The organism is Amycolatopsis sp. NPDC004169, from assembly GCF_040610315.1.
Taxonomy (GTDB): domain Bacteria; phylum Actinomycetota; class Actinomycetes; order Mycobacteriales; family Pseudonocardiaceae; genus Amycolatopsis.
The window spans coordinates 358,204-372,020 of sequence record NZ_JBEXMD010000001.1 but is presented as its reverse complement, the minus strand read 5'-3'; the positions used below and the strand labels follow the sequence as shown (position 1 = coordinate 372,020).

Annotated in this window: 12 protein-coding genes; 3 read left to right on the top strand and 9 right to left on the bottom strand. The window is 70.6% G+C overall.

Going from position 1 to position 13,817, the window contains the following annotated elements:
• Window positions 1-450: 450 nt before the first annotated feature.
• From ABZX11_RS01770 to ABZX11_RS01750, 5 genes are all read right to left on the bottom strand, one after another.
• Window positions 451-1,128, bottom strand: a complete 678-nt coding sequence (locus ABZX11_RS01770; protein WP_354908921.1) for an SDR family oxidoreductase — start codon at window positions 1,126-1,128, stop codon at window positions 451-453.
• Window positions 1,125-2,759 (bottom strand): SdrD B-like domain-containing protein, encoded by a 1,635-nt coding sequence (locus ABZX11_RS01765; protein WP_354908919.1) that lies wholly within the window; start codon window positions 2,757-2,759, stop codon window positions 1,125-1,127. The genes ABZX11_RS01770 and ABZX11_RS01765 overlap by 4 nt, the downstream gene beginning before the upstream one ends.
• Window positions 2,760-2,846: 87 nt before the next feature.
• Window positions 2,847-4,907, bottom strand: a complete 2,061-nt coding sequence (locus ABZX11_RS01760) for a PhoX family phosphatase (protein WP_354908916.1) — start codon at window positions 4,905-4,907, stop codon at window positions 2,847-2,849.
• Window positions 4,908-5,019: 112 nt separating this feature from the next.
• Window positions 5,020-6,237, bottom strand: a complete 1,218-nt coding sequence (locus ABZX11_RS01755) for an MFS transporter (RefSeq protein WP_176173913.1) — start codon at window positions 6,235-6,237, stop codon at window positions 5,020-5,022.
• Window positions 6,227-6,685, bottom strand: coding sequence for a MarR family transcriptional regulator (locus ABZX11_RS01750; RefSeq protein ID WP_354908914.1), 459 nt, complete (start codon window positions 6,683-6,685; stop codon window positions 6,227-6,229). The genes ABZX11_RS01755 and ABZX11_RS01750 overlap by 11 nt, the downstream gene beginning before the upstream one ends.
• Window positions 6,686-6,751: 66 nt before the next feature.
• Here ABZX11_RS01750 and ABZX11_RS01745 point away from each other — a divergent pair, with 66 nt between their 5' ends.
• Window positions 6,752-7,390, top strand: coding sequence for an HAD family phosphatase (locus ABZX11_RS01745; RefSeq protein WP_176173911.1), 639 nt, complete (start codon window positions 6,752-6,754; stop codon window positions 7,388-7,390).
• Here ABZX11_RS01745 and ABZX11_RS01740 read toward each other — a convergent pair.
• The 4 genes from ABZX11_RS01740 to ABZX11_RS01725 all read right to left on the bottom strand — a co-directional run bounded on the left by ABZX11_RS01740 (window position 7,356) and on the right by ABZX11_RS01725 (window position 10,400).
• Window positions 7,356-8,078, bottom strand: coding sequence for a hypothetical protein (locus tag ABZX11_RS01740; protein WP_354908910.1), 723 nt, complete (start codon window positions 8,076-8,078; stop codon window positions 7,356-7,358). The genes ABZX11_RS01745 and ABZX11_RS01740 overlap by 35 nt on opposite strands.
• Window positions 8,075-8,593 carry a SigE family RNA polymerase sigma factor gene (locus tag ABZX11_RS01735; RefSeq protein WP_176178042.1) on the bottom strand — a complete coding sequence of 173 codons (519 nt, stop codon included), beginning with the start codon at window positions 8,591-8,593 and terminating at the stop codon, window positions 8,075-8,077. The genes ABZX11_RS01740 and ABZX11_RS01735 overlap by 4 nt, the downstream gene beginning before the upstream one ends.
• A gap of 103 nt (window positions 8,594-8,696) precedes the next feature.
• Window positions 8,697-9,785, bottom strand: coding sequence for an inositol-3-phosphate synthase (locus tag ABZX11_RS01730; RefSeq protein ID WP_354908908.1), 1,089 nt, complete (start codon window positions 9,783-9,785; stop codon window positions 8,697-8,699).
• A gap of 69 nt (window positions 9,786-9,854) precedes the next feature.
• The gene (locus tag ABZX11_RS01725; protein ID WP_086679623.1) at window positions 9,855-10,400 is read right to left on the bottom strand and encodes a PadR family transcriptional regulator; all 546 of its coding nucleotides are present in this window, start codon (window positions 10,398-10,400) and stop codon (window positions 9,855-9,857) included.
• Window positions 10,401-10,645: 245 nt separating this feature from the next.
• Here ABZX11_RS01725 and ABZX11_RS01720 point away from each other — a divergent pair, with 245 nt between their 5' ends.
• Both ABZX11_RS01720 and ABZX11_RS01715 read left to right on the top strand, forming a co-directional pair.
• Complete coding sequence (locus ABZX11_RS01720; RefSeq protein WP_176173908.1) at window positions 10,646-11,041, top strand: DUF5318 domain-containing protein; 396 nt, start codon at window positions 10,646-10,648, stop codon at window positions 11,039-11,041.
• Between the two features lie 67 nt (window positions 11,042-11,108).
• Complete coding sequence (locus ABZX11_RS01715; RefSeq protein WP_354908904.1) at window positions 11,109-13,760, top strand: transglycosylase domain-containing protein; 2,652 nt, start codon at window positions 11,109-11,111, stop codon at window positions 13,758-13,760.
• Window positions 13,761-13,817 lie beyond the last annotated feature (57 nt).

Genomic DNA, 13,817 nt, shown 5'->3' with positions numbered 1-13,817 from the left:
TTGGGGACGCCCCCCAGGGAGGGCGGGGGAGTTTTCCGGGCCCTGGCGGCTGCGGCGCACATGCCGAACCGCGGCGATCGCAACGCTGAAGCAGAACCGGCACACCGCCCAGACCTCCCCGCAACCCCGATCCGAAGCCAGAACACGGCCGGTAGTGCCGGGTCAAGGCATCTTTCCCGCCTTGACGCGGTACTGCCGGCCGTAGTCACAATCGGGCTTCGGGGTGGCGGCTTCGGGGTGGCGGCTTCGGGGTGGCGGCTTCGGGGTGGCGGCTTCGGGGTGGCGGCTTCGAGGTGGCGGCTTCGAGGTGGCGGCTTCGAGGTGGCGGCTTCGAGGTGGCGGCTTCGAGGTGGCGGCTTCGAGGTGGCGGCTTCGAGGTGGCGGCTTCGAGGTGGCGGGCACCGAGCCGCGAGCGAACGCACTTCCGCGAGCCCGGCGTGGCCGAGCCGCCTAACGCGGGCGGAGGATGATCTCCGTCGGGTGGGCGTCCGGGGTGGCTGACACCGCCGTCGCCACCGCCGTGGCCACCGAGTCCGCCTTCAGCAGGTGCGTTGTGTCGTACTCGCGGCCCTCGCCCGCGAAGATCTCCTGCTGCATCTCCGTGTCCGTGCGGCCCGGGTACACCGATGTCACGCGGATGTCCTTTTCCTCCTCGCGGAGGGCGTCGGCGAAGGCGCGGACGGCGAACTTGCTCGCCGCGTACGGGGACCAGCCCGGGCGGGCGTTCAGGCCCGCTCCGGAGTTGATCACCACCACGTGACCGCGAGCCGCGCGCAGCGCCGGGAGGAGCAGGCCGGTCAGCTCGACCACCGCCAGGGTGTTGACCTCGAAGTTCTCGCGCCACGCCGACGCCGAGGCGTCCTCGATGCGGCCCAGGCGCGCGACGCCCGCCGAGTGGACCAGGACGTCCAAAGACCCGATGTCCGCGACCGCCGCCGCCAGGGAAGCCGGGTTCGTCAGCTCGACCGGCCACGGCTTCGCGTCCGGGAGCTCCTTCGCCAGGGCTGCCAGCGCGTCGGCGTCGCGGCCGCCGAGCAGCAGGCGGTGCGTTGGGGACAGCTGGTGGGCGATCGCCGCGCCGATTCCGCGGGACGCGCCCGTCACCAACGCGAGGGGGAGATCCGTCATGCCCCCACCGTAGCGGCGAAGCCGGCGTCCACCGTGCGGTCTTCGCGCTTGCCCGCGCCGAGGGTGCGCGGGTCCGTGCAGCCGGACGCCGGGTCCGCGTCGGAGTCGCGGGTGTCGTCGCCCGCGTCCTTGGGGGCCGGGTGGTGGCCGTCCGCGGTGAAGCACACCTGGTACGTGCCGTCCTCCAGGCCGTCGAAACCGTACGAGCCGTCCGGGCCGGTCACCACGTTCGCCACTTCCTTGCCGCTCGTGTCCTTCAGCACCACCTTGACGCCGGCGAGGCCCGGCTCGCCCACGTCCTGCAGGCCGTTGCCGTCGGTGTCGGTCCAGGCGAAGTCGCCGATCCGGTTCGTCGGGGCGAGCAGCCCGAGGTCCACCGCGAAGTCTTCGTGGGACGGGCCGCCGACGGTGCGCGGCTGGGTGCAGCCGTCCGGGCCGGCGTCCGAGTCGCGGTCTTCGCTGCCCGCGTCGCGGCGGGTCACCGTGAACTCCGCTGGGACCGCGAAGCAGACCTGGTACGTGCCGTCCTTCAGCTTCTCGAAGCCGTACTTGCCCTTGTCGTCGGTCGTCGTGGTGGCGACCGTGCCGCCCGCGCCGTCCTTCAACGTCACCTTGACGCCCGCGACGCCGGGCTCGGCCGGGTCCTGGAGGCCGTCGCGGTTGCGGTCCGCCCAGACGAAGTCGCCGATCTTCGCGATGGCAGGCGGCGGCGACACCGTGATCGTCGCCGACGCCGTCTTGTCGCCGAGCGCGCCGCCCGCGTAGTGCACGCCGGTCACCGTCGCCGTGTTGACGTGCCCGCTGTCGGCCACCGTGAGCTCCGGGTGGTCGCAGGTCAGCTGCCGGTTCGCGCCCGCCGCCAGCGCGAACGGCTCGAACGAGCCGGTGCACCACGGGTCCTGCACGGTGATCCCGGTCAGGTCCTGGGTGCCCTCGTTGGTCACGGTGATGCGGTAGTGCGCGGTTTCGCCCGCGGTGACCGTCGCGAACGTGGCCCACGCGCCGGTCGCCGGGTTCTGCACTTCCTTCTTCACCGAGTAGGCCGCGAGCTGGAGGTCGACGCAGTCCCAGTGCAGCCGGTCGAGGGTGGTCGTGGCGAAGAACTTCACCGCCGTCGCCTTGGCCGGCGTCGTCGCGGCCGGGAAGTCCTGCCGGACGAGAGCGCCGTCGCCGGCGTAGTGGTCGGCGACGAGCTTGGTCTCCTGGATCTGCGTGCCGGTGGCGTCGTAGAACCGCAGGCCGGTGGCCGGTTCGTAGCGCGGCGCGATCGAAGCCGTCCAGACGCCGAGGGTGTAGACGCCGCCGGGCACGAACCGCTCGGTCTGGTACGCGGTGCTGGTCTTGCCGTCCGGCGTCTGGATGACCGCCGCGCGCTGCCCGTCGACCGCGTACTGCTGCTCGGTCGCCAGTCTCGGCACCTTCGCGGCCGGTGTTCCGGGCGGGACCGGCGCGGCCGGGTTGAAGACGTACCCGTCGGGTGCGCCGTTCCTCGCCGTTTCCTCGACACTCGGGTTCGCCGCGAGCCCGCCGCAGACCGGCGGCGCGTCCTCGGCGACGGACGCCGACGCGGGAACGACCGCCGCCGCGATCGCCACCACCGCCACCGCCACCGTGCGCCCCGAGAAGATCACCTCTCGACTATGGCGCGCGGGACGGGCCCGCACCGGCCGGAAACCGTCCACTTAAGAGTGAACCTCGGCCGGGCGGACCCGTCTGCGTCAGCGTTCGCCGATGCGGCCGGGCAGCCCGAAGCGGCCCTTCTTCCACACCGACACGATGGCCGGCCGCGGCTGGGCGGTGCCGCCGTCCGGCCAGTGCGACGTCGGGTTCGCCGAGCTCGCCGCGTTCTCCCCGGGGTGCTGGACCGCGACGAGGACCAGGTTGTCGGTGACGACCGGGCCGCACGTCTCGGCGCCGACCGGCACCGACAGGAACTGCTTGACGTGCCCGCGCTCCGGGCCGGTGACCGGCACCGAGAACAGGCCGTCGTTCGCGCCGAGCGCGTTGCCGTCGGTGGCGACCCACAGGTTGCCGTGCCGGTCGAAGGCCACGTTGTCCGGGCAGGAGATCGGGCTGACCTGGTTCTTCGGGAACCCGCCGAAGTAGGTGTCGGCCGCCGCGGGGTCGCCGCAGACCAGCAGCAGCCGCCAGGCGAACCGGGTCGACGCCGCGTCGCCGCGGTCCTCTTCCCACTCCAGGACGTGGCCGTTCTTGTTGCCGTTGCGCGGGTTGACCTCGTCGACGCCGGCTTTGCCCGCCGCGCCGCGGTCGCTGTTGTTGGTCAGCGCCGCGTAGACCCGGCCGTTGACCGGGTTCGGCTCGATGTCCTCGGGCCGGTCCATCTTCGTGGCCGCCACCTTGTCCGCGGCCTGGCGGGTGAAGACGTAGACCTCTTCGGCGGTGAAGCCGTCCACAAAGGACTTGTCGCCACTGGCCAGCGGGATCCACTCACCGGTGCCGTCGAACTCGCCGTCGGCCGGGAGCTTGCCCGTGCCGTCGATCTCGCCCGGGCTGTCACCGGTGAAGCGGGCGACGTACAACGTGCCCTCGTCGAGCAGCGCCGAGTTGTGCCGGCGGGCGTGCGCGCTGTGGCCCGGCTTGTACTTGCCCTTCGACACGAACTTGTAGATGTATTCGAAGCGGCTGTCGTCCCCGGAGTAGACGGCGACCCGGCCGTCCGCGGTGATCTTGATGTTCGCGGCTTCGTGCTTGAAGCGGCCGAGGGCGGTGTGCTTGACCGGCGTCGAGTTCGGGTCGTGGGGGTCGATCTCGACGACCCAGCCGAACCGGTTCGGCTCGTTCGGCTCCTGCGAGACGTCCCAGCGCTTGTCGAAGCGCTCCCACTTGCGGGTGCTCGTACCGCTGCCGACGGAGTAGCGCTTGAGCCGCGCCGCCGCGACCGGGTCGGTGACCTTGTCGGAGTTGGCGAAGTACTGGTCGAAGTTCTCCTCGCCGGAGAGCACCGTGCCCCACGGCGTCACGCCGCCGGAGCAGTTGTTCTGCGTGCCGCGGACCTTGCGCCCGCTCGGGTCGGCCGCGGTCTTGAGGAACTTCGAGCCGGCGGCCGGGCCGCGGACCTCGAAGATCGTGTCGAGGGTGATCCGGCGGCCGTACCGGCTCGGGACCACCTCGAGGCCGCCGTGGACCGGGTCGCGGCGGGCCTGCAGCACGGAGAGGCCGTGCGCCGCCCAGGCGATCTTCGCCTGTTCCTCGGTCGGGTTGGCCGGGTCGTACTGGTCGGCCGGGAACATGTGGACCTCGGTCGTGTACTCGTGGTTGACCACGAGCAGGTTCGACAGGCCGAGCGGGTCCTGCGGGATCAGGCCGACGAAGTCGTTGTTGTAGCCGAACTGCTTGGCCTGCGCGGCCGCGGTCTGCTTGGTGAAGTCGAACTTCGGCGCGCCCGCGACGACCGGGTCGCCCCAGCGGACGACGACCCGCTGGGCGTAGCCGTCGGGGACGCTGACCGCGTCGAGCTTGTTCGGCGGGACCGGGTCGAAGTCGGTGCCGGGCACCGGGCGCGGCGGCCGCGGCTTCTGGAGCGGCGCGGCCGCCGCCGTACCCGAGAGGGCGGCGAACCCACCCGCGGCGGCGGCCATCACGGCGCCGGCCTTGAAGACCCGGCGGCGGGAGATGTCCTTAACGACGTCGCCGAAGTACTCGTTGCCGGTCTCGTTCGCCTCGGGGTGGGCGCACGCGTTGCCGCAGCGGTACTCACAGGTGACCGGGGAACGGCCGCCGGGGTGGACGGGCAGCAGGGGAAGCAGGCGGTCGGGCACGAGGCCTCCATGGTGGGGAGTTCGGGAACGAACCGACCGTAAGCTTCCCAAACCAGCCATTCCCGACATACAGGTGAACGGCGGGTGTACTACTGCTCCGTACGGGTGTGACTCAGAACTCTTCGCCGACGAGCACGGCCTCCTTCGGCAGGGTGTGCGGGTCCGCCTTCTTCTCCCGCAGCGAGAGCAGCACACCGGCGACGACGCAGAGCACGGCCGAGGCGACGAACGGCGCCTGCGGCGAGCCGAACCACTCGGCGACGTGCCCGACGAGCGTCGCGGCGACCGCGCCACCCAGCCAGCGGCAGAAGTTGTAGCCCGCGCTGGCGACCGGGCGCGGGGCGTCGCTGATCGACATCGCGGTGCCGGTGAACAGCGTGTTCAGCAGACCGGACACCAGCCCGGAGACGATGATCCCGGCGACCAGCACCGGCTTGCTCGGCACGGCGAGCACCACCATCAGCACGGCGTACCCGAAGACGGCGGCCGCGGCGGCGTGCCGCTCGCCGAGCCGGGCGGCCAGCCGCGGCGCGAGGGCGACCCCGGCGACGGCGACGCACAGGCCCCAGCCGCAGAACACCAGGCCGACGGCGATCGCGCTCCAGCCGAGGACGAACGGCGACCAGGCCAGCACCGCGAAGAACGCGGCGGTGTACAGCGCTGAGGCGACGGAGGTGCGCAGCAGGCCGGTGTGCTTCAGCGCGCGCAGCGGGTCGAGCAGCTTGATCGGCTCGCGGCGCTCGTGCTTGTCGCTCTTGAGGAAGACCGCGCACAGCACCAGCGCGCCCGCCATCAGGATCGCGGTGCCCAGGAACGGGCCGCGCCACGAGATGCTGCCGAGCAGCGCGCCCAGCAGCGGGCCGACCGACAGACCGACGCCGAGCGCGGCTTCGTAGAGCAGGATCGCGCCGGACTGGCCGCCGGTCGCGGCGCCGACGATCACCGAAAGCGCCGTCGCGATGAAGAAGGCGTTGCCGAGGCCCCAGACCGCGCGCAGCCCGACGAGCTGCTCGATCGACCCGGCGGCCGCGCACAGCGCGGTGGCGGCGACGATCAGCGTCAGCCCGACCAGGACCGTGCGCTTGGCGCCGAAGCGGGCGCTGGCCGCGCCGGTGACCAGCATCGCGACGACCTGGACGCCGAGGTAGGACGAGAAGAGCAGGGTGACCTGCGACGGCGTCGCGTCCAGGCCCTTGGCGATGGAGAGCAGGATCGGGTCGACCAGGCCGATCCCCATGAAGGCGATGACCGCGGCGAACGCGGTGATCCACACCTGCTTGGGCTGGCCCTTGACCGCGTCCAGCAGGCTCGAGTGGTGTTCAGCGCTCATCGCTGATCAGTTCCTCCTTCTTGGTGTCAACGAGCAACTTGGCGAGAGCGGGCAGGGCGGCATCGATCGCTGCGCGGTCGGATTCGTCCATCGCGATGAGCCGCTCGCGGAGGAACTCCTCGCGAGCCGTCACCAGTTCGGCGTAAAAGCGCAGGCCCTCGTCGGTGACTTCGACCAGCACGGCACGGCCGTCGGCGGGGTCCGGGCGGCGGATCGCCAGCCCGAGCCGTTCGAGCCTGCTGACGACGTCGGTCATCGACGGCAGCTTGACCCGTTCGAACTCGGCCAGCGCGCTCATCCGCTGCGGACCGCCGTTGACCAGCTCACTCAGCACCGAACCCTGGGTGAGGGTCAGCGTCAGCTGCGGGGTCTGCCGGCGGACCTGGTGGTAGAGCCGGAAGACCAGCGGCCGCAGCCGGTGGGCGAGATCGGTGATCGCGGAAGTCACTTAGCTAGGCTAACAAAAATTAGTAAGGGTGGCTAAGTAAGTCCGCTCACAGGCTAGGCTCGGGCCATGGACGCGGTGATCTTCGACCTCGACGGCGTGCTGGTGGACTCCGAGCGGATCTGGGACGAGGTGCGGCGCGCGGTCGTCGCCGAGCACGGCGGCACCTGGCGCGAGGAGGCGACCCGGGCGCTGCAGGGGATGAGCACCCCGGAATGGGCCCGCTACCTGGTCGAGGAGCTGGGCGCACGGCTGTCGCCACCGGAGATCGCGACGCTCGTGGTCAAGCGGATGGCGGCCCGGTACGCCGCCGAGCCGCCGGTGATCCCGGGCGCGGTGGACGTCGTCCGGCAGGTGTCGGCGCGCTGGCCGGTGGCGATCGCGAGCTCGTCGCCGGTGATCCTGATCAAGGGCTTCCTCGACGTGACCGGCCTGCCGGTGGGCGCGGCCGTCTCGTCCGAGCAGGTCGGGGCCGGGAAACCGGCGCCGGACGTCTACCTGCGGGCGGCCGAGCTGCTGGGCGTGGCCCCGGAGGACTGCGCGGCCGTCGAGGACACGACGAACGGGCTGCGGTCCGCGCTGGCGGCGAAGATGGCGGTCTACGCGGTGCCGAACCCGCACTTCCCGCCGGCCCCCGAGGTGCTGGCGCAGGCGACGGCGGTGGTGGAGAAGATCACCGGGTTGCCGGCTGCGCTTGGACTGGGTTGACCTCGAAGCGGACCGGCGGCGAGCCGGGCTGCACGTCGGCGAGGAAGAGGTGGTCGTACCCCAGCGTGCCGACCTCCTTCACCGAGCTCAGGTTGCCGTCCGCGTCGTAGAGGCGCAGCATCCGCACCGTCGGATCGGCGAGGAAGACCGCCTTGCCCTCGGGCAGCGGCCCCCCGTCCTTGCCCACGTACCCGGCGCTCACGGGCGACGACGACACCGGCACGCAGGACGGCGACTCGACGCCGAAGTTCGACTCCGGCCCGCCGTGGATCGCGCCCTTGGGCAGCGCTTCGACGCAGAACATGCGCTTCCCGGAGCCGTCGGCCGCGTCGCTGGCGTAGGAGGTCCAGGCGCCGATCTGCCCCGCGAAGTCGGTGAGCGCCTTCGGCTCACCGACGAGGGTCACGCCCGGCGGCGAGGTCAAAGGCTTCGGGAGCAGCAGCTCCTGCCCCGGCTGCTTCGCGGGCTGCGGCGGGGGCTGGGACACGTTCAGCTTGGTGGCCAGCAGTGCGCTGGTCAGCACCACCAGCACGGCGGCCAGCGGCGCCACCCACACGGCGGCCCGGCGGCGTCTCGGTGGCCGCTGCTGCCGGCGCTGCTGCTCCGCCCAGGCCACCTCGAGGTTGGGCGTGACCTCCCCGGCCTGCGCCCGCAGCGTCTCGGCCAGCTTGCGTTCGAGGTCGGTCATCGCTCACCTCCCGGGTCGTCCCCCAGGTGCTTGCGCAGGTTCTCCATCGCGTGGTGCGTGGTCGCCTTGACCGTGCCCGGTGAGATACCGAGGGTCTCAGCGATCGCCGTCGTGCTCAAGTCCAGCCAGTACCGCAGCACGAGGACCTCGCGCTGCCGCCGGGACAGCTTGACCAGCACCGCACGCAGCTGCTGGTGCTCCCAGTTCGCCACCGCCCTGACCTCGGCCGACAGCTCGTCCGGCGGCCGTTCGGGCGGGGTCCGCCGGACGACGCGCAGGTGCCGGGTCCGCGACCGCGACATGTTCACCACGGTCGTGCGGAGGTAGCCGGCCACCCGCGTGTGGTCGGTCAGGGAGTCCCAGCGCTGGTGGAGCTTGACGAAGGCCTCTTGCGCGATGTTCTCCGCGTCGTCCGCTCCGAGCAGGTGGGCCAAGCGGGTCATCTGGCCGAAGTACTCGCGGAAGAGGTCGTGGAAGGTCGGCGCGCCCAGGTCCCCCGGCACGCTCTCGCCCACGCTCGCACTCACACCCCGCCAACGCCTGGCCCGCCCCACCGGTTTAGTCCACCACGAGAAAAAGGCCGCCACCAGCGGTGACGGCCTTCCCCGAAGATCAGCTCTACCGCTCGACCTCGCCGCGGATGAACTTCTCCACGGCGTCGCGCGCGGTCGCGTCGTCGTACTGCTCCGGCGGCGACTTCATGAAGTAGGAGGACGCCGACAGGATCGGGCCGCCGATGCCGCGGTCGAGCGCGATCTTCGCCGCGCGCACCGCGTCGATGATGATGCCCGCCGAGTTGGGGGAGTCCCACACCTCGAGCTTGTACTCCAGGTTCAGCGGCACGTCGCCGAACGCGCGACCCTCGAGCCGGACGTAGGCCCACTTGCGGTCGTCGAGCCACTGCACGTAGTCCGAGGGTCCGATGTGGACGTTGCCCTTGCCGAGCTCGCGGTCGACCTGCGAGGTGACGGACTGGGTCTTGGAGATCTTCTTCGACTCGAGCCGCTCGAGCTCCTTCATGTTCAGGAAGTCCATGTTCCCGCCCACGTTGAGCTGCATCGTCCGGTCGAGCTGGACGCCGCGGTCCTCGAACAGCTTCGCCAGCACGCGGTGCGTGATGGTGGCACCGACCTGCGACTTGATGTCGTCGCCGACGATCGGGACGCCGGCCTCGGTGAACTTCGCCGCCCACTCGGGGTCGGAGGCGATGAACACCGGCAGCGCGTTGACGAACGCCACACCGGCGTCGATCGCGGCCTGGGCGTAGAACTTGTCGGCCACCTCGGAGCCCACCGGCAGGTACGACACGAGCACGTCGGCCTGCGCCTCGCGCAGCGCGGCGACGACGTCGACCGGGGTCTCGTCGGACTCCTCGATCGTCTCGCGGTAGAAGCGGCCGAGCCCGTCGTGGGTGTGCCCGCGCTGGACGGTGACACCGAGCGGCGGCACGTCGGCGATCTTGATGGTGTTGTTCTCGGACGCGAAGATCGCCTCGGACAGGTCGCGGCTGACCTTCTTGGCGTCCACGTCGAACGCGGCGACGAACTCGATGTCGCGGACGTGGTAGCCGCCGAAGTCGACGTGCATCAGACCGGGGACGCGGGTGGCCGGGTCCGCGTCGCGATAGTACTGGACACCCTGGACCAGCGACGCCGCGCAGTTGCCGACGCCCACGATGGCCACCCGTACGCGGCGGTTCTCGCCCATGGGGGTTTCTCCTTCAATCCGTGTTGTTCAGTAGGTCTGTGCCGCGACGCTGCGGCCCGGCCGGCAGGCTCAGGTCTCCGGACCCTGCCGTTCGGCTTGTTCGTGCGCGATCAGCTCGTTGAGCCAGCGCACCTCCCGCTCGCTGGTCTCCAGCCCCAGCCGGTGCAGTTCGCGGGTGTAGCGATCGATCTTCTCCTCGGCCCTGGCCAGCGCCGCCCGCATGCCCTCGCGGCGCTCCTCGACGCGGCGGCGACGGCCCTCGAGGATCCGCATCCGCACGTCGGCCGGGGTCCGCGAGAAGAAGGCCAGGTGGACGCCGAAACCTTCGTCGTCCCAGGTCTGCGGCCCGGCGTCGCCGAGCAGCTCACCGAAGCGCTCCTTACCCTCCGCGGTGAGCTTGTAGACCCGCCGTCCGCGCCGCGACCACGCCCGGTCGTCGGCCTCGTCCAGCTCCTCGACCAGGTACCCGGCCCGCAGCAGCTTCCGCAGGGTCGGGTACAGCGAGCCGTACGAGAACGTCCGGAACGTGCCGAGCGTCTCGTGCAGCCGCTTGCGCAGCACGTACCCGTGCATGGGCGCTTCGTGCAGAAGACCGAGGATCGCGAACTCCAGCACACCGCACCCCCTTTCGGGAACAAACCGAGACGACCCGCGTTGCTCCGAACGAGCGCCTCGATCCAACCTACTCAGCCACTATATCGCGCCGATACATCGAAGTGGCGAAGCCAACAGGGCCGCCCACTCCGTCGTGGGGGAAATTCACCGGAGAGTTATCGAACGCCCGGCGTGTCCGCGCCGGTCAGACACCGATGGGCGCTAGGGGGCGTGGACGTCACAGGAAGAGCCCGTACTCTGTCCTCGTGATTAATCAGCGGCAGGTCGTGGATTACGCGCTGCAGCGCCGTGCGCTGCTGGCCGAAGTCCGCTCCGGGCGCGTCGGCAGCCACGAGGCCTGTGACGCCAGCCCGTACCTGCTGCGGGCGGCGAAGTTCCACGGCCGGGACGGCGAACTGCCGTGCCCGATCTGCCGCCAGGAACCGCTGACCCTGGTGTCCTGGGTCTACGGCGACGAGCTCAAGCACGTCGCGGGCTCGGCCAGGACCCCCGAGGAACTGGCCAGGATGGCCGGTTCGTTCGGCGAATTCACCGTGTACGACGTCGAAGTGTGCCGGGCGTGCCACTGGAACCACTTGGTGCGGTCATACGTCCTGGGCACAGGGGAACCGGCGGGTCCGCGAAGGACCACGGGCCGGTGAGCCACCGTACGACCATCGCAACACGCAGGTCAGCGCCCCTGCGGGTACTGATCCGGGAGGACCGTCCGTGACCGACGACAACCGCTCCTGGCCCAACCAGGAGCCAGACGCACCCCGTCGCGCCCAATGGCCGGGTGAAGAAGCGGGACCCGCGTGGCCCGGTGAGTCGCCCCGGCGCGCCACGCCGCCCCGCGGCAATCCCCGGCAGGGCGGCCCGGCCTGGCCGTCCGGCGATGAAGGTGGCCAGCAGTGGCCCGGTGACCAGCCACGACGTCCGCAGGCGCCCGGCGGTGCGGCCGGCCGTCGCCAGCCGCCGCCGTCCGGCGGCCGCCGTCCCGGTGGCCCGCCCGGCTCGCCGCCGCAGGGCTTCCGGCAGCCGCCGCCCGGTGGCCGCCGCCCGGAGCCGGAGCCGGCACGTGAGCCGGATCTCATCACCCACCACGCGCACAACGGGACCGAGGACTCCTACGACCCGTACGACGACGACCGGTTCGACGACTTCGCCGACGACGTCGGGCCCCAGGAGGAGCTCGACGAAAAGGGCCGCAAGGTCCTCACGCCGGCGCAGCGGAAGAAACGCCGCTGGAAGATCATCCGGCGGGTCGCGTACGCGTGCGTCGGTGTCTTCTTCATCGTCCCGGCGATCGCGTTCGTGATCACGTACTTCCTGGTCGACGTGCCGACGCCGGAGAGCGTCGCGGCGCTGCAGAGCCAGCCGGTCACCTACTACTACGCCGACGGCAAGACGGTCATGGGCAAGTCGCTGCCCAAGGGCGGCGACCGCCAGCTGCTCAAGCCCGGCGAGATCCCGGACGTCGTCAAGCACGCGGTGTACTCGGCCGAGGACGCGACCTTCGAGACGAACTCCGGCTTCGACGTCACCGGCATCCTCCGCGCGGTCTTCAACCAGGCCACCGGTGGCCAGGGCGGTGGTTCGACCATCTCCCAGCAGTACATCAAGAAGGCCACCGAAAACGACGCCCCGACGCTCACCCGCAAGTGGACCGAGCTGGCCAAGTCGTTCAAGATGAACAACCAGGAGTCCAAGGAAGAGATCATCACGGGCTACCTGAACATCGTCTACTTCGGACGCGGGTCCAACGGGATCCAGTCGGCCGCGAAGAACTACTTCAACAAGGACGCCAAGGACCTCAGCCCCTCCGAGGCGGCGCTGCTCGCGGGTCTCATCCAGGGCCCCAGCAAGTCGGAGAACCAGAAGTACGCCCAGCAGCGCTGGTCGTACGTGATGGACCAGATGGTGGCCAACAAGTGGCTGCGGGCCGACGAGCGCGCGGGCGCCCAGTTCCCGACGCCGATCCCGAAGGCGGCCAAGGACACCGGCCAGTCGATGTCGTTCCACATCCAGCAGCGGATCGACGACGAGCTGGCGGACCAGGGCTACGACAGCGCCAGGCTGCACGCGACCGGCGCCAAGGTCTACACCACGATCGACCCCAAGGCCCAGAAGGCGGCCGAGGACGCGGTCGCGGACAAGATGAAGGGCCAGACCGACGACCGGCTCCTCAGCGCACTGGTCGCGGTGAGCCCGAAGACCGGCGGCATCCTCGCCTACTACGGCGGTCCCGACATCGTGAAGAACGACAAGGGCGAAGACCAGACCGGCCAGGACCGGGCCAACCAGGCGCGGAACCCGGGTTCGTCGTTCAAGGCGTTCGACCTCACTGCGTACCTGAAGATGGGCAAGGGCCTCGGCGACACCTTCGACGGGCAGAACAACCGGAAGTTCGGCAACCCGCCGAAGACGATCCGCAACGCGGGCGAGAGTTCCAGCTGCAGCGCGCAGTGCACCGTCGCCACGGCGATGGAGATCTCGGCGAACACCGTCTTCTACGACATGGTCTACAACATCACGAAGCCGGCAAAGGTGGCCCAGGCCGCCAACGAAGCGGGCGTTCCGACGTCACCGCAGATGAGCCAGGACATCAACATCGCGCTCGGCGGTGGCGCCACCGTGGCGACGCCGGAGGCCATGGCCGCGGGGTACGCCACCTTCGCCGGTGACGGCATGCAGCGCCAGGCCCACTTCGTCGCCAAGCTGACCAACGCACAGGACGAGGTCGAGTTCGACGAGAGCAAGTACCAGGCCAAGCCCGCGTTCGACAGCGACGCGCAGAAGACCGCGCAGATCGCCGGCAACGTGACCATGGCGCTCGGCCCGGTCATCGCCCACTCCAAGCTGGAGTGCCCGCCCGGTCACCAGTGCGCCGGCAAGACCGGTACGCAGCAGTACGACCCGCGTGACGGCGATCCCGCGGCGTACAAGGACCGCAACGCCCAGACCTGGATGGTGGGCTACACGCCGTCGGTCTCGGCCGCGGCCTGGGTCGGCGGCGACGGCAACATCCCGCTGCACGACAACAAGAACAAGCCGATCTTCGGTAGCACGATCTCCGGGCCCATCTGGGAACAGTTCATGAAGAACTACCTGGACGGGACCCCGCCGGAGAAGTTCCAGAAGGTCGACCCGATCGGCAAGGACGTCAACGACGTCACCACGACGCAGTCGAAGCCGCCGGAAACGGCGACGCCGACGGAGACGCCGACCTCGACACCGTCCGAAACGCCGACCTCGACGCCGACCGAGACCGAGTCGGAGACGACGAGGACGGGCCGGCCGACGCGGCCGGGCCCGGGTGGCTCCACGCCGCCACTGCCCGGTGACGGGCTGGCCCGGCCACCCGGCGCCGGCGAAGGCTGACCGAAGGCCCCGCACTGGAAACAGTGCGGGGCCTTCGTCGTTCAGGAAGCCCGGTGA

Coding starts and splice junctions, on each gene's coding strand:
- ABZX11_RS01745 (WP_176173911.1), top strand. CDS start 6,752: ATGGACGCGGTGATCTTCGACCTCGACGGCGTGCTGGTGGACTCCGAG.
- ABZX11_RS01755 (WP_176173913.1), bottom strand. CDS start 6,237: ATGAGCGCTGAACACCACTCGAGCCTGCTGGACGCGGTCAAGGGCCAG.
- ABZX11_RS01740 (WP_354908910.1), bottom strand. CDS start 8,078: ATGACCGACCTCGAACGCAAGCTGGCCGAGACGCTGCGGGCGCAGGCC.
- ABZX11_RS01770 (WP_354908921.1), bottom strand. CDS start 1,128: ATGACGGATCTCCCCCTCGCGTTGGTGACGGGCGCGTCCCGCGGAATC.
- ABZX11_RS01730 (WP_354908908.1), bottom strand. CDS start 9,785: ATGGGCGAGAACCGCCGCGTACGGGTGGCCATCGTGGGCGTCGGCAAC.